Annotated in this window: 18 protein-coding genes; 10 read left to right on the forward strand and 8 right to left on the reverse strand. The window is 73.6% G+C overall.

The genetic code is table 11. The features are described 5' to 3' along the window. Positions 1-94 precede the first annotated feature (94 nt). Entirely contained in the window at positions 95-541 is a 447-nt protein-coding gene (locus WMF11_RS21480; protein ID WP_012236479.1) for a response regulator, read from the reverse strand. A gap of 258 nt (positions 542-799) precedes the next feature. Here WMF11_RS21480 and WMF11_RS21485 point away from each other — a divergent pair, with 258 nt between their 5' ends. Beyond that, positions 800-5,230: a protein kinase domain-containing protein gene (locus WMF11_RS21485; protein WP_437978732.1), complete on the forward strand. Its 4,431-nt coding sequence runs from the start codon at positions 800-802 to the stop codon at positions 5,228-5,230. A 111-nt stretch (positions 5,231-5,341) separates the two neighbouring features. On the opposite strand, the gene WMF11_RS21490 is transcribed toward WMF11_RS21485, so the two are convergent. Together WMF11_RS21490 and WMF11_RS21495 are read right to left on the reverse strand one after the other, a co-directional pair. After that, the gene (locus WMF11_RS21490) at positions 5,342-6,712 is read right to left on the reverse strand and encodes a hypothetical protein (protein WP_437978733.1); all 1,371 of its coding nucleotides are present in this window, start codon (positions 6,710-6,712) and stop codon (positions 5,342-5,344) included. Between the two features lie 207 nt (positions 6,713-6,919). Beyond that, positions 6,920-9,667 (reverse strand): transglycosylase SLT domain-containing protein, encoded by a 2,748-nt coding sequence (locus WMF11_RS21495; RefSeq protein ID WP_437978734.1) that lies wholly within the window; start codon positions 9,665-9,667, stop codon positions 6,920-6,922. A 319-nt stretch (positions 9,668-9,986) separates the two neighbouring features. On the opposite strand from WMF11_RS21495, the gene WMF11_RS21500 reads away from it, so the two are divergent. The 3 genes from WMF11_RS21500 to WMF11_RS21510 all read left to right on the forward strand — a co-directional run bounded on the left by WMF11_RS21500 (position 9,987) and on the right by WMF11_RS21510 (position 12,943). Continuing rightward, entirely contained in the window at positions 9,987-10,403 is a 417-nt protein-coding gene (locus WMF11_RS21500; protein ID WP_437910379.1) for a MarR family winged helix-turn-helix transcriptional regulator, read from the forward strand. A gap of 356 nt (positions 10,404-10,759) precedes the next feature. Continuing rightward, positions 10,760-11,905, forward strand: a complete 1,146-nt coding sequence (locus tag WMF11_RS21505; protein WP_437978735.1) for a hypothetical protein — start codon at positions 10,760-10,762, stop codon at positions 11,903-11,905. Positions 11,906-12,145: 240 nt separating this feature from the next. Next, positions 12,146-12,943 (forward strand): CDP-alcohol phosphatidyltransferase family protein, encoded by a 798-nt coding sequence (locus tag WMF11_RS21510; protein ID WP_437978736.1) that lies wholly within the window; start codon positions 12,146-12,148, stop codon positions 12,941-12,943. Between the two features lie 21 nt (positions 12,944-12,964). On the opposite strand, the gene WMF11_RS21515 is transcribed toward WMF11_RS21510, so the two are convergent. Next, a complete protein-coding gene (locus WMF11_RS21515; protein ID WP_437910382.1) occupies positions 12,965-13,678 on the reverse strand; it encodes a cob(I)yrinic acid a,c-diamide adenosyltransferase in 714 nt (237 codons plus the stop codon). A gap of 97 nt (positions 13,679-13,775) precedes the next feature. Between WMF11_RS21515 and WMF11_RS21520 the strand changes: the two genes are divergently transcribed. Beyond that, positions 13,776-15,326, forward strand: coding sequence for a hypothetical protein (locus WMF11_RS21520; protein WP_437978737.1), 1,551 nt, complete (start codon positions 13,776-13,778; stop codon positions 15,324-15,326). A gap of 198 nt (positions 15,327-15,524) precedes the next feature. Further along, positions 15,525-16,688 (forward strand): molybdopterin-synthase adenylyltransferase MoeB, encoded by a 1,164-nt coding sequence (gene moeB / locus WMF11_RS21525; protein WP_437554352.1) that lies wholly within the window; start codon positions 15,525-15,527, stop codon positions 16,686-16,688. A 121-nt stretch (positions 16,689-16,809) separates the two neighbouring features. Here the strand turns inward: moeB and WMF11_RS21530 are convergent, their stop codons facing one another. Beyond that, a complete protein-coding gene (locus WMF11_RS21530; protein WP_437554354.1) occupies positions 16,810-17,142 on the reverse strand; it encodes a hypothetical protein in 333 nt (110 codons plus the stop codon). 183 nt (positions 17,143-17,325) lie between these two features. Here WMF11_RS21530 and WMF11_RS21535 point away from each other — a divergent pair, with 183 nt between their 5' ends. From WMF11_RS21535 to WMF11_RS21550, 4 genes are all read left to right on the forward strand, one after another. Next, entirely contained in the window at positions 17,326-17,778 is a 453-nt protein-coding gene (locus tag WMF11_RS21535; protein ID WP_437554356.1) for a hypothetical protein, read from the forward strand. A gap of 163 nt (positions 17,779-17,941) precedes the next feature. Continuing rightward, positions 17,942-18,958 (forward strand): tetratricopeptide repeat protein, encoded by a 1,017-nt coding sequence (locus WMF11_RS21540; RefSeq protein ID WP_437554358.1) that lies wholly within the window; start codon positions 17,942-17,944, stop codon positions 18,956-18,958. Between the two features lie 118 nt (positions 18,959-19,076). Further along, the gene (locus WMF11_RS21545; RefSeq protein ID WP_272099673.1) at positions 19,077-19,292 is read left to right on the forward strand and encodes a hypothetical protein; all 216 of its coding nucleotides are present in this window, start codon (positions 19,077-19,079) and stop codon (positions 19,290-19,292) included. Between the two features lie 64 nt (positions 19,293-19,356). Continuing rightward, the gene (locus WMF11_RS21550) at positions 19,357-20,826 is read left to right on the forward strand and encodes a hypothetical protein (protein ID WP_437910384.1); all 1,470 of its coding nucleotides are present in this window, start codon (positions 19,357-19,359) and stop codon (positions 20,824-20,826) included. 6 nt (positions 20,827-20,832) lie between these two features. On the opposite strand, the gene WMF11_RS21555 is transcribed toward WMF11_RS21550, so the two are convergent. Genes WMF11_RS21555 through WMF11_RS21565 form a run of 3 tightly spaced genes read right to left on the reverse strand, consistent with a single transcriptional unit; the run spans position 20,833 to position 23,779 of the window. Beyond that, positions 20,833-22,677 (reverse strand): ArnT family glycosyltransferase, encoded by a 1,845-nt coding sequence (locus WMF11_RS21555; RefSeq protein ID WP_437978738.1) that lies wholly within the window; start codon positions 22,675-22,677, stop codon positions 20,833-20,835. Next, positions 22,674-23,660 (reverse strand): hypothetical protein, encoded by a 987-nt coding sequence (locus tag WMF11_RS21560; RefSeq protein WP_437978739.1) that lies wholly within the window; start codon positions 23,658-23,660, stop codon positions 22,674-22,676. The genes WMF11_RS21555 and WMF11_RS21560 overlap by 4 nt, the downstream gene beginning before the upstream one ends. Further along, a complete protein-coding gene (locus WMF11_RS21565) occupies positions 23,657-23,779 on the reverse strand; it encodes a hypothetical protein (RefSeq protein ID WP_437538562.1) in 123 nt (40 codons plus the stop codon). Before WMF11_RS21565 ends, WMF11_RS21560 begins: the two co-directional genes overlap by 4 nt. Positions 23,780-23,842 lie beyond the last annotated feature (63 nt).

Genomic DNA, 23,842 nt, shown 5'->3' on the forward strand with positions numbered 1-23,842 from the left:
CCCCCGCGGCGCGGGCACGCTCGCGCGCCGCCCGCGGGCGATCCGGTCGCATCGCCCCGGACAGCGCACGGCAAAGCCACGGCGCGCCCTCGGCTCAGCGGTGGTTCCGCGCGACCTGGAGCTGGTGGAGGCTCACCGCCAGGTCGACCTGGCGGCGAAGATCCGAGGCGATCCAGGGCTTCGTGATGATCCGGAACGCCGCGCTCTCCCGGGAGATCTTCTGGATCTGCTCGACGTCGGTCGGGGCGCAGACCAGCACCGGGACGTAGCTCAGCCCCTGCCGGCGCAGCTCGCGCAGCAGCGCGAGCCCGCTGAAATGAGGCATCCGGTAGTCGGCGACGACCACGGCGGGCGGCTCTTTCACCGCGGCCGCCAGCGCGCGGCGAGGGTCCCCGAAGGTGCGGACCTGGTAGCCCGAGCGGAGCGCCCGATCCATGAGGTCCAGGTTGAGCTCCTCATCGTCGACGGCGTAGAGGAGGGCTCCTTGGCCCCGACCACTCGAAGGTGGCGGCATGCTGCCGGAGTGCGGGGCATTGCCCATCAAGCGCGAGGGTATCAGACCTCGTTCTCCTGCACCACGCGCTCAAGCCGAGGTGATCTGGTTGCCTGCATCACGCCCAGCGAAGGGCAGCCAGGCGTGCGACACAGCGGAAAGGCCGCCAGATGTGAGCGCCGCTTCGCCCCGGCGCCCTGTCTCGCGTCGCTTCAGCGGGCCTCGAGGCGCCGCGAGCGATCAACCTGGACCGGCAGCGGCGTTCACGATCCACTCCGGCGGCGTTCGGCGGTAAGAGATCAGGAGATGCCCGCTCGCGATGGATTGCTCGAGGTCGGCGCGCTCGTGGACGGCCGGTATCAGGTGCTCGGCCACCTCGGGAGCGGCGGCCATAGCGTCGTCTACGATGCGCGCCAGATCGTGACCACCCAGCGCGTGGCGCTCAAGCTGCTTCGACCCGAGGTGCTGCGGCGCTCGCGCGAGTCGAGCTCCCAGGAAGCGCGCTTCGAGCGGGAGATGCAGGTCATCGCCCAGCTGAGCCACCCGAACATCGTTCGCCTGCTCGACGCCGGGCGCCTGCCCGAGGGCGAGCTCTACCTGGCGCTCGAGTACGTCGACGGCGAGACGCTGACCGCGCGCTGCCAGCGCACGAGGGGGGTCGAGCCGAACGAGGCGAAGCGGCTGATGCTGCAGGTGCTCGACGCCATCGGCTTCGCCCACGAGCGCGGCGTCGTTCACCGCGACCTCAAGCCGCACAACATCATGGTCGCCGGGTCGGGCAAGCGGACGCACGCCAAGGTGCTTGATTTCGGCATCGCCGCGCTCATCGGCGAGGCCCGCTCCGCCGACTACCGCGCGCTCACCCCCACCGGGGAGTTCAACGGGACCCCGGCCTACATGGCCCCGGAACAGCTCGTGCAGTCCACCCCGACCACAGCGGCGGACATCTATGCATGGGGGCTCACCTTTCTCGAGTGCCTGCTCGGCGCGCCCGTGATGCACGAGGCGACGGTCGCCGAGGTCATCTTCCGCCAGCTGAGCCCCGAGCCGGTGCCGATCCCGCGCGCCCTCCGCGGCCACCCCCTCGGCGCGCTGCTCGAGCAAGCGACCGCCAAGTCGCCGGTGCACCGCTTCCGGTCCGCCCGCGACGCCTACGAGCTGCTGGAGGAGTGCGACGTGTCGGGGATCCCGTGGCCGCTGCCGCCCGATCCTGGCCCCGCCGCATCGGTGAAAGGGCGCGGCGGCGCGCTGGAGCAGCGGGCGATCGCGACGCGACCGGCGCGGCAGGTCGAGGCCGAGCAGGAGACCCAGCTCGTGCCCTCCGAGCAACCCGAGCCGCCGCCGGGCACGGTGCGCAAATCCCCCGAGCAGCAGCGGCAGGACGACCGGCTCGGCGCCGCGCCGACGCTCGCGATCCCAGGCCGCAATGTCGCGCCCGCCGCGGCGCCGGCGAGGCCGATCCGCAACGCGTCGATCCACCTCGGCGCCTCGGGGAGCCCGCCGACGGCGCCGGCGACGAACTTCACGTCCCGCCCCAGCGTCGCGCCCGGGACGCGGCCGATGTCGACCACCGGCCGCGGCGAGCGCCGCCAGCTCACCTTGCTGGTCTGCGGGCTCGCCGGCGCCGAGCGCATCGCGGATACGATCGACAGCGAGGCGTTCCACGAGCTCGTCCAGATGTACCAGGCGGTGTGCGCCCAGGTGATCGGGGCGCAGGAGGGGGTGTTCCTCCGCTCCCCGGGCGAGGAGACGATCGCGTATTTCGGCCACCCCGTCGCGAGGGAGGACGACGCCCTCCGCGCCGTGCAGGCGGCGCTCGATCTGGTCGAGCACATGTCCAGCCTGAACACGCGCGAGCTCGTGTCCGTGCCGCTGTCCGTGCAGGTCGGCGTGCACACCGGGATCGTCGTCGTGGCGGACAGCGACGCCGCGCCCTCGCTCGCAGGCCCGACCTTGAACGCCGCGACGCAGCTGAAGGCCCACGCGGAGCCCGGCACGGTGCTCGTGAGCCGCGCGACGCTGAAGCTCGTCGAGGGCTATTACCACGTGGACGCGCTCGGCGAGATCAGCCCGAAGGAGGGGCGCCAGCCGATCGAGGTCTTCGCGGTGCACGGGCGCACGACCGCGCGGGACCGGCTGGACGCGAGGATGCAACACGGGCTCACGCCGCTCGTCGGGAGAGACAGCGAGCTCGACGAGATCGCGGCCCGGTGGACGCGGGCCGCGAGCGGCGCGGGGCAGGTCGTGCTGATGACGGGCGAGGCGGGGATCGGCAAGTCGCGGAGCGTGCGCGCCTTCCGCGATCGGCTGGCGGGGACGCCCCACCTGTGGCTCGAGGCGCGCTGCTCGCCGCAGCTCCAGAACAGCGCCTTCTATCCGGTGATCGAGCTGCTCAACGCGCTGCTCGCGGGCGACCGCGAGCGCGCGAGCACGCTGAGCGGCGCAGCGCCGTCGACGGAGCGCGGCGCAGGGATCGAGCCGCGCGAAGACCGGCTCGCGCGGCTGGAGGAGCTGCTCGCCGAGGCGGAGGCGGGGCCGCTCGCCGTGCCGCTGCTCGCCGCGCTGCTGTCGATCCCGACCGAGGGACGCCACCCCGCGCCGGCGCTCAGCCCGCAGCGCCAGCGGCAGGAGACCATCTCCTCGCTCCTGCAGCTCTTCCTCGGGCTCGCCGATCGGCAGCCGCTCGTGCTCACGACCGAGGACCTGCACTGGGCCGACCCGTCGACCCTGGAGCTGCTCGGCCGGCTCATCGACGAGGGGCGGCCGTCTCCGCTGCTGCTTCTCCTGACCGCGCGCCCGACGTTCGCGCCGCCGTGGCCCGTGCGTTCGCACTTCACCCAGCTCTACCTCGCCCCGCTCAGCGCTGAGCGAATGCGGGCGCTCGTCCAGCAGCTGGCCGGCGCGTACGCGACGACGAGCGGCGCGCCGGGCATGAAGGCGTCGCTGCCAGACGAGGTGATCCGGACGCTCGCGGAGCGCAGCGATGGCGTCCCGCTGTTCGCCGAGGAGCTCACGCGCATGGTGGTCGAGTCGGCCGCCGCGCAAGCCGCCGCAGGGGAGTCGACCGGCGCGCCGAGCGCCGCGCGCCAGGGGGTGGGCGCGCTCGAGATCCCGACCACCCTCCAGCACTCGCTGACGTCGCGCCTCGATCGCCTGGGCCCTGCCAAGGAGGTCGCGCAGCTCGCCGCGGTGTTCGGCCGAACGTTCGGCTACGAGGCGCTCGAGCTGTGCGCGGCGGGCAGCGCGGGCGCGGAGCCGCTGCTCATGGCGTCGAGCCCCGAGGCGCTGCGCGAGGCGCTCGCGCAGCTCGTCGACGCCGAGCTGCTCTTCCAGCGGGGGCGCCCCCCGCGCTCGACGTACACGTTCAAGCACGCGCTGGTGCAGGACGCCGCCTACCAGTCGCTGCTCCGCGGCACCCGGCAGGTGTACCACGCGCGCATCGCCGCCGTCCTCGCCGAGCGCACCACGAATACGCCGCCCGAGCTGCTCGCGCGGCACTACACCGAGGCCGCGCTGCTCGGCCCCGCCGTCGCCGCGTGGCAGCGCGCGGGCGAGGCCTCGCTGTTCTCGTCCGCGCACGCCGAGGCGATCAGCCAGCTCAGCCGCGGGCTAGAGCTCCTCAAGCAGCTCCCGGAGACCAAAGAGCGGGCGCGCGACGAGATCACGCTGCAGACCACGCTCGGCGTCCCGCTGATGATCACGCGCGGCTACGCCGCCCCGGAGGTCGAGGCGACGTATGCGCGCGCGCACGCGCTCTGCCGCGAGGTGGGCTCCTCGCCGCAGCTCTTCCCCGCGCTGTGGGGGCTCTGGATCTTCTTCCACGTCCGCGGCGACTACGCGCTGGCGGAGCAGCACGGCGAGCAGCTGCTCGCGCTCGCCGAGAGCACGGGCGACGCCGGCATCACGCTGGGCGCCCACCAGGCGCTCGGCGCGACGCGCTTCCTCCGAGGGCACCTCCGCGAGGCCCGCGAGCACTTCAACAAGGTGCTCGCGCTCTACGATCCCGCGCGTCACCTCCCGCTCGCCTTCCTCTTCGGCCAGGACGCCGCGGCGTTCTCCCTGTCTCACCTCGCCTGGATCGCGTTCCACCTCGGCGAGCCGGAGCGCGCCCGGGCCTCGGTCGACGAGGCGATCGCGCTGTGCGAGGAGCTCAACCAGCCCGTGAGCCGCGGCTTCGTCGAGCACTTCGCGGCCGTGCTGTGCTGCCTGCTCGGCGATCTCGCGGGCGCGGAGGCGCACGCGCACGCGCTCAGCAAGCTCTCCGGGGAGGTGGGCATGCCCCACTGGGCGGCGCTCAGCCAGATCGACCTCGGCTGGGCGACGGCTGCGCGCGCGGCCGAGGGGCCGGCCGGCGAGGCGGCGCGCGCGCGGTATGCCGAGGGCGCCGCGCGCATCCGCGGAGGCCTGGCGATGCTGACGGGCATCGGCAGCCGCGTGTCGCTCACCTACTGGCGGTCAGCGCTCATCGAGGCGGAGCTCGGCGCGGGCAACGTCGACGAGGCGAGCGCGCTGCTCGCCGACACGCTGGCCTTCGTCGAGAAGAGCGACGAACGCTACTTCGAGCCAGAGCTCTACCGCCTCGAGGGCGAGATCGCCCTCGTGCGCGGCGCGCCGACGGCCGCGGAGGCGCGGGATCGGGCCGAGGCGGCCTTCCGGCGCGGGCGCGAGATCGCGGAGGGTCAGGGCGCGCTCGGCCTCCTGGCGCAGCTCTCCGAGCGCCGCGCGGCCCGCCCCTGAGCGGAGGGCGGCGCGCTGGAAGAGAAGAAGCAGCGCGCCTCGGCGGCGCGCGAGGCGCGTCCCGCCGCGAGGTGACCGCGGGAGACGCCGCAGGAGCTCCGGAGCGCGGCGCTAGAGCTCGCCGTGGGTGCGCATCGGCACCCGCCAGGCGACGATCTCGGCGTGCTGCTCGCGGCTGAAGGGCCGCTCGAGGAGCCGCGTGCAGGACTGCCGTGAGCGGAACAGCTCGAGGATGTAGCCCATGCGCTCGGGCAGCGACGCCCAGTCCTCTGCGCCGCAGCCGTGCGTCGTCTGATCGTGCGCGTTGTACTCGCTCAGGAGGTCGAAGAGCTCGCGATCCTCGATGGTCGCGAGCTCCGCGCAGTGGAGCGGCAAGCCGGGCGGCGCGGGCAGGTCGTAGCCGAGATCGAGGAGCTCGTCCGGCAGGCGCATGGTCATCATTTCCTTCGTGGCCATCAGGCGCCAGATCGCCTGCACCTTCTCGGCCTGCTCGCGGACCACGGACCTGAGCGCCTCGGGCAGGTGCCGTCCGGAAACGCCGATCGAGTCGCGCAGGCAGCGGACGGGCGCGTTGAGCGCCCTCGCGATGTACGGCTGGAGCCGCACCTGCTCGTGCAGCCCGACGAGCGCGTTGGCGAGGAGGACCAGCTCCGCTTTCCTGTCCTTCTCCTCCGTGAGCATCGCCTCGTGGTAGCGCGCCACGGCGCTGCGGAGCAGCCCCTGTCCCCCCTCCCGAGACTGCCCTGTCTGCAGCCCGTCGAGCAGCGCGGCGAGCTGCGCGTCGCCGGGCCGCGGGCACTCTCGATAGAGGTGGATCATGCGGACGAACAGGGGTCCGAGCTCCTCGAAGACCTTGAGATTGCCGAGGGCGATGTCCGAGCTCAGCTCGCGCAAGATCCGCTCTGGGATCTCCATCAGGTCGAGTCCATGACCCCACCAGGGCGTGAGCAGGTTGACGCCGCTGACGAGCGGCAAGCGCTCGGGCTCGCCCTTGCCGCGCCCCGTCGCGATGCCGGCGCGCTGCGAGATCACCTCCCGCTCGTCCTCGTCCGAGAGGATCAGCTGCCGGAGCACCGCCGGCACCTCCTCGTTGCGGATGAACCGCCCCGCGGTCTTCGAGGCCCACGTGGCGAAGGTGCACCAGTGGGCGTTGCGTCCGCCGAGCAGCTTCACGAGCTCCGCGGAGATCTCGTAGTAGCACTGGGTGATGAGCAGGTTGCGCAGCACCGGCTGCCGCTCCAGCGCGATGACCGCGGGAACGTGGTCGAGCAGCGAAGGCAGCTCGGACGCCTCCGAGAACCGCACGCCGGAGTGCGTCCTCGCGGTGGTCCGCGTCGCGCGCTCCACGACGCCGCTCCGCGTCCGGAGCGCCTGCGCCTCCGCGGGCGACGAGAGGGAGGGCCGATAGACACCATCCTGGAAATGGCCGGAGTGCTCGCTCGCCGGTACCGCAGCCATCAGCGGCTTCACAGGGGTCGTCATTCTCCCGTGCTATCTCCGATCGCTACCAGCTGTCCATACCTGTCCATAAGTTCATGTTGAAAAAGGCCGGCTGGCACGCGGGGTGCTGAACATGTGACGCCGGTTACACACCGGCATGTTCAGCGGCGTCTGGCCACGTTCGGGCACGCTCGGGCACGCTCGGCCGCGTTCGGCCGCGTTCGGCCGATTGAACGAGCACCAGCGGCCTCACGGCTGCTGCGGCGGAGCGAGCGGCGGGAGCGTCGGGGGGGCCGCGGTCGCCACGGCGCTTCCGCCGCTCCCGCCGCGCGGCCAGGTCGTGACGCTCACCCGACGCTCTCGGCCGAAGGTCCGCGCGACCACGGCGCGCACGTCGGCCGGCTCGACCTCCTCGAGCGCGCGGAGCAGCCTCGGCAAGCTGCCCGGGTCGAGCGCAGCGCGCAGCCGCAGATCGGTGATCGGCCGAGGAGACGCGGGCGGCGGCGCGACCGTCGCGCGCCGGGTGAGCTCCCTCTCGAGATCCAGCTTGAGCAAGGCCTTCGCGAGGGCCAGCTCCTTCCAGGTGGGCCCGGACGTCGCGAGCGACGCGAGCTCGGCGTCGAGGCGCTGCTCCAGCTCGGCGGCGCTGCGCGACGGCGCGGGCGTGAGCTCCACCGCCGCGACGCTCGCCTGCGCGCCGAGCGACAGGCGCCCCGTCACCTCCGACGCGAGCTGCCCCTCGGCCACGAGGGCCTTCGCGAGCCGCGCGACGCGCGGGCTGACGAGGATCTCCATCGCCACCCGGAGCGGCGCCTCGTCCGCGCCTCCCTCCGGCGGCGCGATCCAGCCATAGAGCAGCCGCGGCGCCGGCACCGCGTCCTCGATGACGATCCGCTCCTCGCGCGGGTGCGGCCCGATGGGCCGCTCCGGCCCCTCGACGGCGCGCTGGAGCGAGCGCGCGAGCGCCTGCTCGACCGCCGCGCGGGAGACGTCGCCAGAGAGCGCGATCGTCGCCTGCGCCGCGGCGCGCTCGCGCCGGAGCGACTCGGTGAGCAGGAGCTCGCTCGCCGCGCCTGCGTCGCCGCGCGCCCCTATCAAGGTGCCCTCCAGCGGGTGGCCGGCGGGGAACAGCGCGTCCCCGAGCGCCAGCCACGAGGGGCCGTACGGCGCCCGCTCGAGCGCGCCCCGCGAGGCCGCGCTGGCCTGCCGCCTGAGCTCGGCCACGCGCGCGTCGCTCGCCTCGCCGAGCAGCATCCTGAGCCGCGCGGCGACGAGGTCGATGCCGACGTCGAGATCGCGCGGAGGCACGGTGATCGCGACGCGCGCCTCGCTGGCGAGCGCGGGCCCCGCCGCGCCGGCGTCGCTCGCGGACCGCGCCGGGACGGCGACGGCCGCGCTGATCGAGACGAGCGGCGCCGCGGGATCTTCCCGGAAGTCGACCGCGATGCCGTTCGGGAGGCGGAAGCGCTGCACCTGCTCCTGGCCGACGCCCGCGAGGAGCCCGATCTGCTTCTCGATCGCCGCCTCGCGCCCCTTGAGGGCGCGGCGCGCGCTCGGGCCTCCGACGTCGTCGAAAGGCGACGCCGGGACGAGGCGCCCGCTCCGGATGCCGAGCGGGTCGTCCTCGAAGGCAGGGCGAAAGCCGACGCCGCCGCCGATCATCACGATCGGGAGCCTCGCATCGAGCGCCTCCGGGTTGCCGAGGAGCGGCATGGGCGCCGGCGCCTGGCCGGGCGGGGTGAAGAGGGGGAGCCGGTTCCGACCGAGCGACACGGGGCGGGGCGGCAGCGACGCGCCGTCCAGCGCGAGCTCGCCGATCGCGGCGCGCTGCGGCAGCCCAGCGCTCGCGCCGTCGCCCTCGTCCTCGTCGAGCTCCTCGTGGTCGAGGTAGGCGGGGAACAGGGCCATGGCGCGCGCGACGCGATCGGCGGGCAGCGAGATCAGGTGGTCGACACGGCCGGGCGGGACACGGTCGCGCAGGAGCTCGGGGTTGTGCTCGCGCAGCACGGCCGTCGAGATGCCGGCGGCGCGCGCGATCGTGCGGAGCCGCGTCCCCGGCGGCACCGCGACCTCGCCGAGGTCGAGCGGCGGGAGCGGCGCGACGTCGGGCAAGTCCAGCCCGAAGCGCCCGCGGTTCGCCGCGACGATCGCGAAGGCGACGATCTGCGGCACGTAGTCCGCGGTCTCCTTGGGGATGGCGCCGGCCTGCGAGAGCTCCGCGAGCCCGACGGGCCCGCGGGCCTCGGGATCGCGCGCCGCAGCGACCTTCGACAGCGCGCGGAGGACGCCGTCGTGGCCGAGGTTGTACGCCGCCAGCGCGAGGTCCCACCGGCCGAAGCGCTCGTACAGGTCGCGCAGGTGCGCGGTCGCGGCGTCCGTGGCCCGCGTGATGCCCATGCGGGCGTCGATCCACTCGGACTGCTCCAGGCCGTAGGCCTCGCCCGTCCTCGGCATGAACTGCCAGAGCCCCGCCGCGCCGGCCGGCGAGACCGCCCGCGGGTCGAAGCCGCTCTCGATCGCCGCGACCCAGAGCAGATCCTCCGGGAGGCCCGCCTCGCGGAGCGAGCGCTCGATGATCTCGCGGTACGCGCCGGCGCGCCGGAAGCGCCGCTGGAAGAGGGCGCGCCCCTCGTCGGACTGGGCGAAGAAGCGGACGAACCGCATCGTGCGGCGCGTGAGAGGCACGTCGAGGTCCGGCATCGCCAGCGTGGCCAGCACCGCCCCGTCGGGGTCCTCGAGATCCTCGTCCGCCGCGGGCTGGAACTCGTGCACGAGGAGCGCCGTGAGGGCGGGCGGCGCATCGCCAGCGGGCGGAGGACAGGCGTCGGCCGTCGGCGCGAGGGCGGGCGCGCGATCGAGCAGGCCGGGATCACGGAAGGCGCGGTACGCCGCCGAGAAGGACGCGCGCACCGACGGCGCCTGGCCGACGGCCGCGCCCGAGATGCAGAGCAGCGCGCCGAGCCCGGTCCACAGAGCGGCTCGCCGTGCCCAGCTCATCGACGTGGATCTTGCTCCGAAACCGCCCGCGAGCGCTACGGCAAAGCGCGGAGACAACGGCGGCGCCGTGGGTTGCTCGACATCGCCACGCTTCCCGGCGCGCCCCGGCGCGCCCGCGGCGCCCCGCGATGTTCCCGCCCGAATTCCTCGGCGATCTGCCCCGGCGCCGCGCCCCGCGCCTGCCCGGGGCCGACGGCCCTCGCCGCGACCAGCACTAGCCGCCCGCGTCCGGGCGAGCTAGCAAGCATCGGCGATGCGCTCGTCTCCAGCCGGACCCCCTTCAGAGAAGAGCTCTCGGCTGGGCGAGGTGCTCGACTTCATGAAGCTCCTGTGGGCCGTCGATCACGGCCTGCAGTCGACGTCGAAGCGCATGGAGGCGAAGATGGGCGTGACGGGCCCGCAGCGGCTCGTCATCCGCATCGTCGGGCGCTACCCGGGGATCTCCGCCGGGCAGCTCGCCGAGATCATGCAGCTGCACCCGAGCACCCTCACGGGGGTGCTGAAGCGGCTGCAAGAGCGCGGGATCATCGAGCGCCGGGTCGACCCGAAGGACGGGCGCCGCGCGCTCCTGGGCCTCACCGCGCGCGGACGCGAGCTCGACAGCCTCCGCACCGGCACGGTGGAGGCGGCCGTGCGGCAGGCGCTAAAGTCGGTGCCGCGACGCAAGCTCGACGCCGCGCAGGACGTGCTCGCGGCCGTCGCCGAGGCGCTGCAGCCGCAGCAGGGCGACGAGTAGCGCCGCCGGTCGGATCCGCGCGGGCGGCGCGCGATCCAGTCAGGGCAGCGCCGATCGGAGAATGCCTGCAGGCGCGCACGGCGCTGGAGCCGCGGCGCGCTGAGCGAACGGCGCTTCGCGGCCCGAAGCGCGGCGCGCGCTGCGTGATCTGCGTGAAGCGCAGGGCTGGGCCGCGACCCGCGGCCCCTCCGGACATCGAACAGAGAAACAGCGGTCGTCCCGCACGGCGATCCGCGCCTCGCCGTCTCCGAGACGGAGGACGTCGCCGCGCCGGACCCGTGAATCGAGGCACTCGGCGCGATCTCCGCGCGGCGCGCGCCGCGCCGAGCGCCTCCCATCAGCACGACGGGGGAACCATGAGGCACTGGGTTCTTGGCTCGATCAGCGCGGCGATCATCGCAGCGTCATGGGGCTGCGGCTCCGGAGAGCGAGGCGGGCAAGCAGACACGGGAGGCGGAGGGCAAGCGGCGGGAGGCGGAGGGACCGGGAGCCATGCCGCGGCCTGCACGATCGCGGCCGAGGGCCTGAAGGTGAGCAGCGGCCGCGGGATCACGCCGTCGATCGCGTGGACCGGATCGGGCTTCGCCATCGCGTGGCACGAGCGCGCAGCCGACGAGGGCGACATCCTCCTCGCCACGGTCGACGCGGAGGGCAACAAGCTGCGGGAGGAGGTGATCGATGACGGGCCGGGCGTCTCCAGCCACCCGAGCGTTCACCGCGACGGGCAGGGCCTGCTCGTCCTCTGGCAGGATCAGGACGGCGCGGGCAGCGTCGTGCGCGGCCGCCGCGCGACGCTGGAAGGCGTCGCCGACGGCGCGGCCTTCGATCTGGCCAGGAGCGGAGCGGCCGAGTCCTGGCCCACCGCGGCGGCGAGCCAGGACGGGACGCTCATCGCGTGGATGGACGCGGGCGGGTCGCAGCTCGGCCACCTCGACGGCGGCGCGCTGAGCAGCTCGATGCCGCTGGATCAGGCGCAATTTCCGGCCGTCGCCTCGGACGGGGAGAAGACCGCGGTGGTCTGGACCCAGGGCGACGCGCTCGACTTCGCCAGGCCAGGTCAGGAGAGCGCTCCGCTCGATCCGATCGCGCACCAGGGCGTCACGGCGAAGCTGCCGCGCGTCGTGCTCGGCGGAGACGACGCCTTCCTCGTCTGGGAGGACACCCGCAGCGGCGCGGAGCAGATCCGCGCGCTCCGGATCTCCGCGCAGGACGAGCTGTCGCCCGAGGCCATCGCCTCGCGCGGCGAAGGCAGCGCCAACTGGCCGGCGCTCGCGTGGACAGGGCGCGGCCTTGCCGTCGCGTACTACCAGTTCCGCGACGGTCCCCCGGGGGTCTTCGTCACGCTGCTGAGCCGGGACCTCGAGCCCATGGGCGACGAGATCGAGGCGAGCGGCGCCGCGACCGCGCGGTACCCGGCGCTGGCCTGGACAGGCCAGGAGCTCGGTATCGCCTACACGGAGCAAGACCAGGGCATCCGGCTCTCGCGCGCCAGTTGCCCTTAGCTCCGCCCGCCCACGCGGCGCGATCCTCCGCGACCGTTCACCGCATCCCGCCCGCACGGGCGGCGCGCGGGGACGCGGCCTGGCCGCCCCCGACGGCGCGAGATCATCGCGCGCAGCGGCGCAGCCCGATCGCCCGCGGCGATGCGCCCGCGTCGCCGCCGCGGCCCCGGATCGAACCCTGCAACCGCCCTCGGCGTGGCCGTCCTCCCCTGCGCCTTTGCGATCCTAATCTGCACAGCCGTGCTCGGCGCCTACGCCGTGCGCGTCGCGCGCCGCGGCCGACCCGCGATGCCGCGGCTCGGCGCCTCTCCTGGGAGCGCGCTGCTCCCCGGGCCGGTGGTCGAGGCCTTCTACTGGTCGTTCCACGCCCCCGCGCGCGCGCTCGCGCGCCTCGGCGTCTCGCCGGACGCGCTCACCTACCTCTCGCTCGGCCTGTCGCTCGCCTGCGCGCCGCTGCTCGCGGCCGGCCGCTTCCGGTCCGGCGCCGCGCTGCTCATCGCCGGCGCCGTCCTCGACGCGCTCGACGGCATGGTGGCGCGCGAAGGCGGCAAGGCGTCGCGCGCCGGCGCGGTGCTCGACTCGTGCCTCGACCGCCTGTCCGACGCCGCGCCGCTCATCGGCCTCGCCGTCTTCTACCGAGAGCACCCCGCGGCGCTCTCGATCCCGCTCGTCGCGATGGTCGCCTCGTCGCTCGTGAGCTACGCGCGCGCCAAGGCCGACGCCTACCGGATCTCGCTGCCCGACGGGCTGATGCGCCGGCACGAGCGGCTCGCCTACCTCGTCGCGGCGCTCGTCTTCGGTCCGGCCGTGCCGACCACGCGGCTGACCGGCGCCCTCCCCTTCCCGATCACGATCGCCTGCCTCGCCCTCGTGGCAGGCGTCGGCCTCGCCGCGGGCCTGCGGCTGGTGCAGCGCACGCGCGCCGCCCTCACGGCGGCCGACGCGGCGGCGCCGTGCGAGCCGAGGACGACGGCGCGCTCCGGTGGAGAGCACCCGCGCCTGCTCCGCGGCGGGAAGGCCACGAGCGCGCCCCTGTGACGCCGGCCAGGGCGGCGCGGCTCAGGCGGGCGGCGCCTTGCCGCCGCTCGCCGAGGCGTCGGGCTCCCAGAGGAGCTCCGGCGTGCCGAGGAGCGCGGCCGCCCAGCGGCTCCAGACGAAGAGCGCGTCGCTCAGGCGGTTCAGGTAGCGGACCGCGTGCGGATCGGCGTGGCCGGCCTGGGCGAGGCGCACGCAGCAGCGCTCCGCCCGGCGGCACACCGTCCGCGCCACGTGGAGGTCCGTGTTGAGCCGCGAGCCGCCGGGGAGGACGAACGAGCGCAGCGGCGGCAGATCGGCCTGGCAGCGGTCCATCTCGGCCTCGAGGAGATCGATCTCGGCCTGCGTCACGCGCGGCTGCTTCGGGTGGACGTCCTCCGGGAGCGTCGCGAGGATCGACCCGAGGTTGAAGAGCTCGTGCTGGACGCGGAGCAGCGTGCGCCCGAGCTCCGCGAGGCGCTGGGCGCCCTCGCGCGGCGCCCCCGGGAGCAGCTCGATCAACGTCTGCCGCGCGGCGCCGACGAGCGCGTTGAGCTCGTCGACGGTGCCGTAGGTCTCGATCCGCGCGTCGTCCTTCGGGACGAGCTGCCCGCCGACGAGCCGGGTCAGCCCGCCGTCCCCCTGCCGCGTGTAGACGCGGTTGATCGTGATCTTCGGCGCCTTGAAGACGCGCGCGCCGCCGCTCTCCCCGCCGTCCGGCTCGTGGTCGCCCGTCCCGCGCGTATCGTCGTCGCTCACGGGGAGCTCACGTAAGGCCTCGGCGTACGAGGGTCAAGAAACGCCGCCGGAGGCGGTGTTGACGATCCTCCGGGGGAAGTGGAAGAGTCCTGTCCCTATGCGCTCAGCAGGGCCGCTGCTCCGTCATCCCGTCTCCATCGCCCTCGTCCTCGCCGCGATCCCCGTCGCCGCGGGCTGCGCCGCCGAGCCGGCCGCGCGACCGGCGCCGAAGCCCGCCGTCACGGCGGAGATGGCGCGCATCGCGGAGAGCCAGCGCCGCGTCGACGAGGCGAGCCGCGCGCTGTCCGACAAGCGGTACGCAGACGCCCGCGGGCTGCTCGACAAGGCGAGCGGGCTCGGCGTCGACTCGCACCGGTACCAGATCGGCGAGCTGCGCGAGAAGGTCGACAGGCGCGAGGCGAAGGTCTGGGCCGACGACGCCGCCGATCTGCTCGACAAGAAGGAGTGCGAGGCCGCGTTCCACAAGCTGTCGGCGCGGATCGACGAGCTGAAGAGCGAGGCGTTCACCCACGAGGTCCGGCGGCTCGTGGCGTCGCAGGCCGCGGCGTGCGCGAGCAGCAAGGTCGACGACGCGACCATCGCCGGCAAGCTCGCGGAGGCGCGCGCGTTCCTCGCGGCCCCGCCGACGAGGGCGGTCGTCGGCGACGCCGCCACGGACCGGCTCACGGCGGAGCTCGACGCCACCATCGCCGAGGTCCTGTATGGTCAGGTCGAGGCGGACGTCTCGGCCGGACGCTGGGCGAGCGTGGTCGAGAAGCTCGACGCCGCCGTGAAGCGGGGAGACACCTCCGAGGAGCAAGGGCGCGCGATCCTCGGGCGGGTCCGCGCGGCCGCGGCGCCACGGCTGGCCGAGCTCGCCGGCAGGGCGCTCGGCACCCAGGACGCGGCAGCCACGCTCGAACAGCTCGACGCCACCATCGCGCTCCTGCGCTGGGAGGCGCTCGCGCCCGACGGGGCCGAGCTGCCAGGGAGCGGCGCGCTGCCCGAGCTGCTCGCGCGGAAGCGCGCCGCCCTCGCGGCGTGGGTCGAGGCGCGGACGGTCCGGATGAAGCCCATGAAGAAGCCGGAAAAGCGCTGGTCTCACGGCACCGTCGCTGTCTCGCCGGCGTCGGACAGCGACGGCGAGCCGACGCGCAGCCTCCTGCCCTCGACGCCCGTGTGGGTCATCGGCCAGACCAAGGATCGCGCGCTTGTGACCGAGGTCGACCCCGGCACGACCGTGGTCACCGCGGCGTTCGACGTCGCGATCGGGTGGGTGCCGCTGGCGCGCCTCGCCCAGGAGCCGACCGTCGACTGGCTGCCGCCGAACGACCAGCTGAAGGGCGAGCGCGTGTGGGGCCCGCTCCGGGAGAAGCAGCCGACGCTCGAGCTCGGCGTGGTGAGCGACGTCCAGGGAGCCGACATCACCGTCCGGCGGCTCGCCGACGACGCCGAGATCAAGCTGTCGCGCAAGCAGCTCCGCAGCGGGCGCCTCGCCCCGGGCACCAAGGTGCTCGCGCTCTGCAAGTCGGAGAACGAGCCGGCGACGATCATCGACGTGCCGCCCGCAGGTCGCGTCGCGCGCATCCAGTGCGAGGGGGGCATGCAGAAGGAGGAGCCCCTCGCCTCGCTCCGTTCGCGGCCCGATCTCTTGCCCCGCAGCCGCTAGCGCCGCCCTGGCGGAGCCCAGCCCTCCCGCCGCAGCCGAGCGGCCGGCTGCGCCGCGCCGGCAGACCGATCCGACGCGCCTCGCGTCTGCCGGCGCGGCGCTCGCTCTGCCCGCGTGGCCACAATTCTCGACCGCCGGCCGTCCGTCGTTGACTCGTAGCGCCGGGCACCTAAGTCTCTCCATCCCTGAGGAGCCACGATGCCTACGACCTATAGCGACCTCATCTCCGACGTCCGCAAGTCCATCCGCGAGCTCTCGCTGACTGAGCTCAAGCGCCGCCTCGACGACAAGGTCCCGATGGTGCTCCTGGATGTGCGTGAGAAGGAGGAGTACCGCGCCGGCTTCATCCCGGGCGCGATCTCGATCCCGCGAGGCTTTCTGGAGATCCAAGTCGAGCAGAAGCTGCCGGACAAGTCGGCCCACATCGTGGCCTATTGCGCCGGCGGCACGCGCTCGGCGCTCGCCGCGAAGACGCTCCAGGAGCTCGGCTACACCAACGTGGAGAGCGCCAACCCGGGCTTCTCCCGCTGGAAGGACATGGCCTACCCGGTCGAGATGCCGCCCAACCTCACGGACGCGCAGCGGGATCGGTACTCCCGGCACCTGCTCCTGCCCGAGGTCGGCGAGGCGGGGCAGGCCAAGCTGCTCGCCTCCAAGGTGCTCCTGCTGGGCGCCGGCGGCCTCGGCAGCCCGGCGGCCCTCTACCTGGCCGCCGCCGGCGTGGGGACGCTCGGCCTCGTCGACGCCGACGTCGTCGACAACTCGAACCTCCAGCGGCAGATCCTCCACGCGACCTCGCGCGTGGGCAAGCCCAAGGTCGACAGCGCCGAGATCGCGATCCGCGACCTGAACCCCGACGTGAAGGTCGTGAAGTTCCAGGAGCGCGTCGACAGCGGCAACGTCGACCGCATCTTCGACCAGTTCGACATCATCGTCGACGGGTGCGACAATTTCCCGACGCGCTACCTCGTGAACGACGCCTCGGTCTTCAAGAAGAAGCCGGTCGTGCACGGCTCGATCTTCCGCTTCGAGGGCCAGGTGACGACGTTCATGCCGGGCGTCGGCCCCTGCTACCGGTGCCTCTACCCCGAGCCGCCGCCCGCCCACCTCGCGCCGAGCTGCCAGGAGGCGGGCGTGCTCGGGATCCTGCCGGGGACGATCGGCATGATCCAGGCGACCGAGGCGGTGAAGCTGATCCTCGGCAAGGGGGCGCCCCTCATCGGCCGGCTCCTCACGTACGACTCGCTGCGGATGAAGTTCGGCGAGCTCAAGCTGCGCCGCGACAAGAACTGCCCCGTCTGCGGCGAGTCGCCGACCATCACGAGCTACATCGACTACGAAGGCTTCTGCACGCTCGGCTGAGCGGACACGCCACGCCCTGCGCGCTCGACGACGAGCGCCCGCGCGGCGGGGCGCGCACGACGACCACCAAGACCACGTCCACGACGAGCGCCCGCGCCGCGCGGCCGGGCGCTCCGCTGTGTCACGAGGGGTACTGGAGCACCGTGGCCTTCTCGGGCCGCTCGATCGCCTCCACGCGGCTCGTCACGATCTGCCGCTCCATCCCGTCGTGATCCATCTGGGTGAAATAGATGGGGCTGCCGACGCGCGCGTTCTGCGGCTCCGGGATCACGACGCCGTTCGGGTTGATCCGAACCGCGCCCTGGAGCTTCAGGTGCAGCGCGAGGTGGGCCGGCCTGAACTTGCGCGCGGCCCGATCGCGGACCGCGACGCAGATGTCGTCGCGGACGTGATACTCCGTGTTGCGGGTGATGAAGACCCGGTGCTTGCGGCGCTCCGTGCCGGTGTAGTCCATGCTCGCTCCTTCGCGCCCTTCGGCGCGGCACGCATCGTGGCAAGGCGCGCCTCGCGTGGCCAAATTCGTCGCGGCCGCGCGGCCCCCGGCGTCCCGCACGAAATCAGGTGCCGCAGCAACTTTGTGCGAATCTCCGCGCGCTTTTGGGACGCAGCGCGCAGCGGTGCCACGATCGCGATCGCCATGTCGCGCAGCGAGCGTCTACCCGGTCCCGGTCTGGCGAAGGTCCAGCGTCCACCGCTCCTCCAGCGGAGGCACATCGAGCTCGTGACCTGCTCGACGGGGCCCCTCCACGCGCTGTTCGACAGCGCCGACGTGCTGAGCGAGGGCAGCACCCGCGACGAGGGGGGCGCGCTCGTCTACTACGGGTCGACCAGCGTGCACGTCGCGCTGCCGCCGGACGCGCCGCTGGCGGCGCTGCTCGATCGGGCGCTCGCGCTCGACCCTCACCTGAGGCTGCGGGCGCTCCGCGTGGCGCACCGAGAGGCCGCCGCGCGCGCGGGGGGCCCGCTCGGGCCGATGCAGGCCGAGATCCGCTGCGGCTTCGCGCCGCGCGCCGCGGCGGTCTCGTTCGCGCTGACCGTGGACGTCACGGCGCGCGTGCTGATAACGACGGACAGGACGGCGCGCGCGTGATGGCGATGCAAGGACCTTCCCGACGAGACCGCGACCGCGGGCCGCGCCCCCTTGACGCGCGTGTCCACGTGGAGAACGGGAGCACTCCGGCGCGAGGCGGGGTACGCTCCCCACGACGCGCTCTGCCTCCGCCGATCGTCGGCGCGGAGCCGGTGACGCTGCGATGAGCAACAAGGACCGTTCCGCCTCCGGAAATTCCGACAAGGTGATCCACGTCGTGTTCGGCCCTGGTGGGGGGCGGGTGTCGCAGCCCCCGCCCGCGCCGCAGGCGGGCGCGACGGAGGCGCCGCTCCCTGCGCCGGGCGCCCGCGAGCCGGTCACCGACATGTTCACCGGCACCGAGGTCGCGCGGCTGCTCGGCATCTCGCCCGGGCGACTGCGCTCGCTCGATCGCGCCGGCATCGCGGCGCCGAGCGGCCGGCGGCGGGGGCGGCGCGCGTACACCTTCTCGGACCTGATCGCGCTGCGCGCCGCGCGCGACCTGATCGCCCGCAAGGTGCGCCTGCGCGACGTCGCGCGGGCGATCGACAACATCCGGACCGCGCTCCCCAAGGTGACGCGCCCCCTCGCCGAGCTCCGCGTCGCCTTCGACGGCAAGGCGGTCGTGGTCCGGGGCGCGTCGGGCGCGTTCGAGCCGCTCACGGGGCAGATGGTGCTCGACTTCGAGGTGAAGGAGCTGCGCGACGACGTCGTGCGGGTGCTCCGCCCGAAGGTGGGTCGGGAGCGCGCGCGCACGGCCTACGAGCTCTACATGCAGGCCAGCCAGCTCGATGAGGATCCGGCGACGATGGACGAGGCCGAGGCGCTCTACCGCCGCGCGCTCGAGATCGACCCGTGGCTGGCCATCGCCTACACGAACCTCGGCAACATCTGCTTCCGGCGCAACGCCGAGGAGCAGGCGGAGGCGCTCTACATGAAGGCGCTCGATCTCGACGCGGCCCAGCCGGAGGCGCAGTACAACCTCGGCTACGTGATGCTCGAGCGCGGCCAGGCGGCCGACGCCATCCGCTACTTTCAGGGCGCGATCGCGAGCGATCCGCGCTTCGCGGACGCCTATTACAACCTCGCGATGGCCTACGAGCAGATCGGCGATCCGACGAAGGCGCGCCCGTGCTGGCGCAGGTACCTCGAGATCGAGCCGACCGGCACGTGGGCCGAGATCGCGCGCAGGCACCTCTGAGGCGGGCGCCGCGGGCGTCGCCGACGCGCCCGCGACGTGGCAGGTCTTGGCGGTCGGAACCAGCGAGTGAGCGCGAGAGGTTGCCAGACCGCGCTCCCATTCAGGAGAGGTGAACGAGATGAGCGACGTGGGATCGGCCCGGCGGGCCAAGGACGAGCTCAAGGCCAAGATCAGCGGCGAGCCGTGGTGTGTCGGCATCGGGGTCGAGCGGGAGGACGGGGTCGGCTTCATCGTCCGCGTCAGCATCCGGTCCGGAGGAGCCGACGCGGCGCGCGCGGTCATCCCGGAGCGCATCGGCGGCGTGCTGATCAAGGTGATCGAGAACGACCCCTGAGTACGGCCGATCCGCGGTCTTCAAATATCGCCAGGCCGCGCAAACCGTGTAAGCTGCGCGCCTCGTGAACGAGCGCAATCTCTCCCGCCGACTTTCCACGAGCATCGTTGACGCGTTGAAGGCGCACGGGCACATCCTCGTGGCCAGGGGCGGCGCGACGGCGCTCGCGCGCGAGCTGGAGGACAAGATGGCTGCGGACATCGCGGCCATCACGCCTCGGCTCGAGCCGTGGGCCCTCGTCGACGGAGAGCCCACGACCACGTTCGGCACCGACGAGATCGACGACCAGGTCGAGGAGCTCGTGGCGAGCCTCACGAGCACGTTGATGGAGTCCGAGCACGTCGAGGACATCTTCACCGAGGACAACGTGATCAAGCGGGACGTGTTCCGCGTGATGCGCGACGCGCTGCTCGGGCCGCGGCCCGAGCTCGCCCTCGAGGACGACGGCCCTGTGCACGTGCGCCTGGACACGCTCGGGTACGTCGCCTCGACGGTCGGCAAGCGCGCGCCGGCGCAGGTGCTGCACGAGTCGCTGACGCGCGCGGCCCAGAGCGCCGGCGGCAAGCTGACGGGCTACGATCCCGAGCTCCGCGAGGCGATATTCTCGCTCGAGAGCAGCGACCCCGACGCGCGGCTCGAGATCGAGGAGGCGGTGGCCGACGAGCTCTCCGATCTCGTCGAGGCGAAGGTGGTGACGCTCCCGATGATGGAGCGCCGCTTCGAGCTGCAGCGCAAGATCGAGGCCGGGGCGCGCGGCGGTCTGCGCCAGCGGATCGACTCCATCGCTTCGAGGATGCTGCGCGAGGGCGGCTGCGCCGCGTCGTGGGAGCTCGCGGGCGATCGGGTCCTCAAGCTCAAGCTCACGCCGCTGTCCGAGCAGGATGCGCTCGAGGTCGACAGCCACATGACCGACTTCAAGCGTGAGATCGCGGTGGTGCTCGGCGACCCGCTCGACGAGCTCGACGTTGCCCGGAAGCCGGCCGCCGCTCCCCTGCGCAACGACGCCCCGCCGTCACGACGCCGCGAGCCTGCTCCGGTGGCGGTGGCGGACGAAGACCTCGACGAGGAGGACGAAGACCTCGACGAGGAGGACGAAGACCTCGACGAAGGGGAGGACGAGGACCTCGACGAGGAGGACGAGGGCGAGGACCTCGACGACGAGGACGAGGACCTCGACGAGGAGGAGGACGAGGACCTCGACGAAGAGGAGGACGAGGACCTCGAGGAGGCGCCCTCCAAGAAGGCCGCTCCGCGTGAGAAGCCCCGCAAGCCGGCCGAGCCGGCGACGGAGCAACCCGCGGCGAGCAAGCCCAGGGCCGTGGCGGTCCGAGGCGCGAAGAAGGAGCCGGCGAAGAAGCCGGCGGCCGCGACCAAGAAGGCGAGCGCGCCGGCAGAGAAGGCGGCGACCGGGAAGGCCGCGGCGCCGGCCTCCGTGAAGAAGGCGGCGAAGGCGCCCGCCAAAAAGGCGGCGAAGGCGCCCGCCAAGAAGGCGGCGAAGGCGCCCGCCAAGAAGGCGGCGGCGAAGAAGCGCTGATCGCGCTCAGCGGGCGCAGTTGCGGTAGACCAGGATCACCGGGACGCCATCGGGTCCGGCGATGTGGTCCGGGCTCGTGGTCCCGAACGCGACCCACGCCTGGTACGCCTGCCCCAGCATGTGCTTCTCGTGGTGGTAGAGGGCGAAGTCCGCGCCCGCGACCGCCCCCACGCCGCGGATGTCCTCTCGCAGGCGCCCGTCGCGCAGCAACATCTCCCACGCCGGGCCAGCGGTGTCGTGGATGTACACAGTCCCTCGAGGCGGGACGTGCTCGTTGAGGTACGCGACGACCGCGCCCGTGGTGTACCCCCAGAAGGTGCGGTTCAGCCCGAGGTTCGCCGCGCCCGGCGCGCCGCCGACCAGCGGCGTGTAGCTCGAGAGCGCCCACGGGTGCGCGTGCAGCGTCTCGGCGATGGGCGCCGCGACCACCGCCGCCCCGAGCAGCGCCGGGACCAGCGGGCCGCGTGGGAGCGCGGCCGCGCGCGCGGTGTTCGCGCCGGCCCGCGCGCGGGGTCCGCGCGCGCGCCGGGAAAGCAGCAGCGCGCGTAGACCGACGCGCGCGCGCCGCACGGCGCCGGAGAACGCGGCGCCGGCGAACAGGGCGATGAACGGGTAGGCCGTCATCCAGTGCTTCGTGCCGCCGAAGATCGGCGTGCTCGGGGAGAGCCAGGCGCCGTACACCGCGGCGATGGCGAGGAACCAGAGGAGCGCCGTGCCGCCAGGGTCGTCCGCGGGCGGACGCAGCCGCGCGGCGAGCGCCCGCTCCGCGGCGAGCGCGAGCCGCCCGCCTCCCGGGGCGAGCCGCGCCGCCGCGCACGCGAGCGGATAGAGGAGGCGCTCACGCGCTGCCGCGCAGAGCCCGGCGACGAAGAGGACCAGCGTCACGACGGGGACCGTCGCCGCCGTCATCACGGGCGCGTAGGCCCTCGGCATCGGAGGCGTCCAGTAGTTCCGGCCGAGGAACTCCATGTTGTAGTACTCGTGGTTCAGGTGAAACGACGCGTACTCGCGGAGGCGCGGGAGCGTGTCGCGCCAGATCCACGGCCAGAGCGCGTAGAAGACGAGAGGGCCGATCGTCGCCATCGCGGCGAGCGCGGCCAGAGGTCGCCGGGCGCCTCCGGGCCGCGCAGGCGACGCCGCGGCGGCGGCGGCGGGCGCCGCCCTCGCCGCGATCGCGCGCGCGACGATCCGGTCCCTGAGCTCCATGCCGACGGCGTGCGAGACGCAGACGATCGGCAAGAACCAGGAGTTGTGCTTCGTGTCGAGCGCCAGGCCGAAGGCGACCCCGGTGAGCACGGGCCACAGCGCCCCGCCGTCCCGCAGCGAGCGCCAGTAGGCGTAGGCGCACAGCGCCCAGACGGTCACGATCGGCGCGTCGAAGCACGCGAGGTGCGCCTGGTAGAAGTACCGCGGCAGCATCGCGAAGAGCACGGCCGCGGACGCGCCGGCGAGCCGATCGCGCGCCTGTGTGCCCCAGAGGTACACGAGCGCCACCCCCACGCCCGACAGGACCATCGCGGGGAACCTGTAGCTCGTGCCCTCCATGGCGAAGAGCCCGAGCCGCTTGTGCAGGACGAGGTTGGAGAGCGCGAAGAGCGACTTGATGAGGCCGGGGTGCTCGTGGTTCACCGACCAGGCGGCGTCGACGCGGTGCGGATCGAGCGCCGCGCGCGGCGCCTCGAGGAGCGCCTGGAACCACGCGCCGTAGCGGTCCGCGGCGAAGAAGTAGAAGCCCTCGTCGCGCGCGTAGCCGAGATCACCCGCGGTCGCGAGCAGCAGGGCGACGTACGCCGCCGCGAACGCGAGCGCGATCAGGCCGTCGGCGGGCGCGAGGGGCGCCGAGCGCTTCATCGGGTGTCCGCCTCGAAGCAGTAGTGGCGGTGCGTGAAGTCGGCGGATCTCACGGCGAACTCCACCTCGGCCCCGGCCGCGCCCGCGTGGGCAGCGAGCGGGAACTCGAACGCCGCCCACCCGTCGCCGTCGGCGTGCGTCGCCTCGCCCACGGTCTCGCCGTTCACGCGCACGGACAGCGTGACCGGCGCGCCCCGCCGCTCCCGCTCGATGATCCAGTACATGCCGGCGTGCCCTCGGATCACCGAGCCGAGCGGGACGCCGCGGAAGCGCGTGACGATCTCGCCGTCCCTCGGCGGGTGGGACCAGATGCACCGGCGAGGGCGGAACTCCTCGTCCGCGATCACCGTGACGCCCACGTTGAAGAACGGGCCGCCGGGGCACTCGAAGCGCTCGGCGGGGAACGTCGGGTTCCCGCCGAGCCCGCCGGCGGCGATCCGCGCGCGCGGGTTCCAGCGGCACGCGGCCGGAGGATCCGTGACGCGCACGTCGGCCGACGCCGGCGCGACGTTGTCGACGAAGTCGTAGACGACGCGCGCGGGCGACGGGTTCACGAGGCGCCGGAGCACGAAGGGGCCGCGCTCCTGCCGCGCCTCCTCGCGGAAGCCCGCGAGCTCCTCGGCGCGCTGGCCGAGGACGCTGATCTCGACCGCGGCCGCGTAGCGGCTCTCGTCGGGCCGGGCGGCGTCGCGCAAAGGCATCAGCTCGTCCCCGAGCGCGCGGCGCGCGGCCGGATCGGCCCATCCGGGCGCGACGACCACGAGGTCCCCCGGCTGCTTCATCGCCGCGAGGGGCGCCCCCACCTCGCGCCAGGCGTCGAAATCCGGAGCGCTCTCGCTGAAGTACACGTGCGCCACGAGCTCCCCGAGGCCGAGCGCCGGCAGGCCGAGGAGGGCGAGCAGGCCGAGGGCGCGGCGCCGGCCGCGCGCGCTCGCCGCCTCGCCCGCGGGCGAGGCCGTCTCATGGAGCTGCGCCGAGGTCACGCCGTCCTCCGGGCGAGCCGATCGGCGCGTGCCGCCGGCAAGAGCAGCGCGGAGACGGCGATCACCGGCTCGGGCCTGTAGCACGACGGTGCGAGCGCGGCGCGGCGGATGAGATCCATCCCGTCGGTAGCCCTACACGATGGAAATCATGGAGGAAACGCGACGGATGGCGCCGGCCCCGC

Origin of the sequence: Sorangium sp. So ce295 (assembly GCF_051527405.1) — a bacterium.
Taxonomy (GTDB): Bacteria; Myxococcota_A; Polyangia; order Polyangiales; family Polyangiaceae; genus Sorangium; species Sorangium cellulosum_B.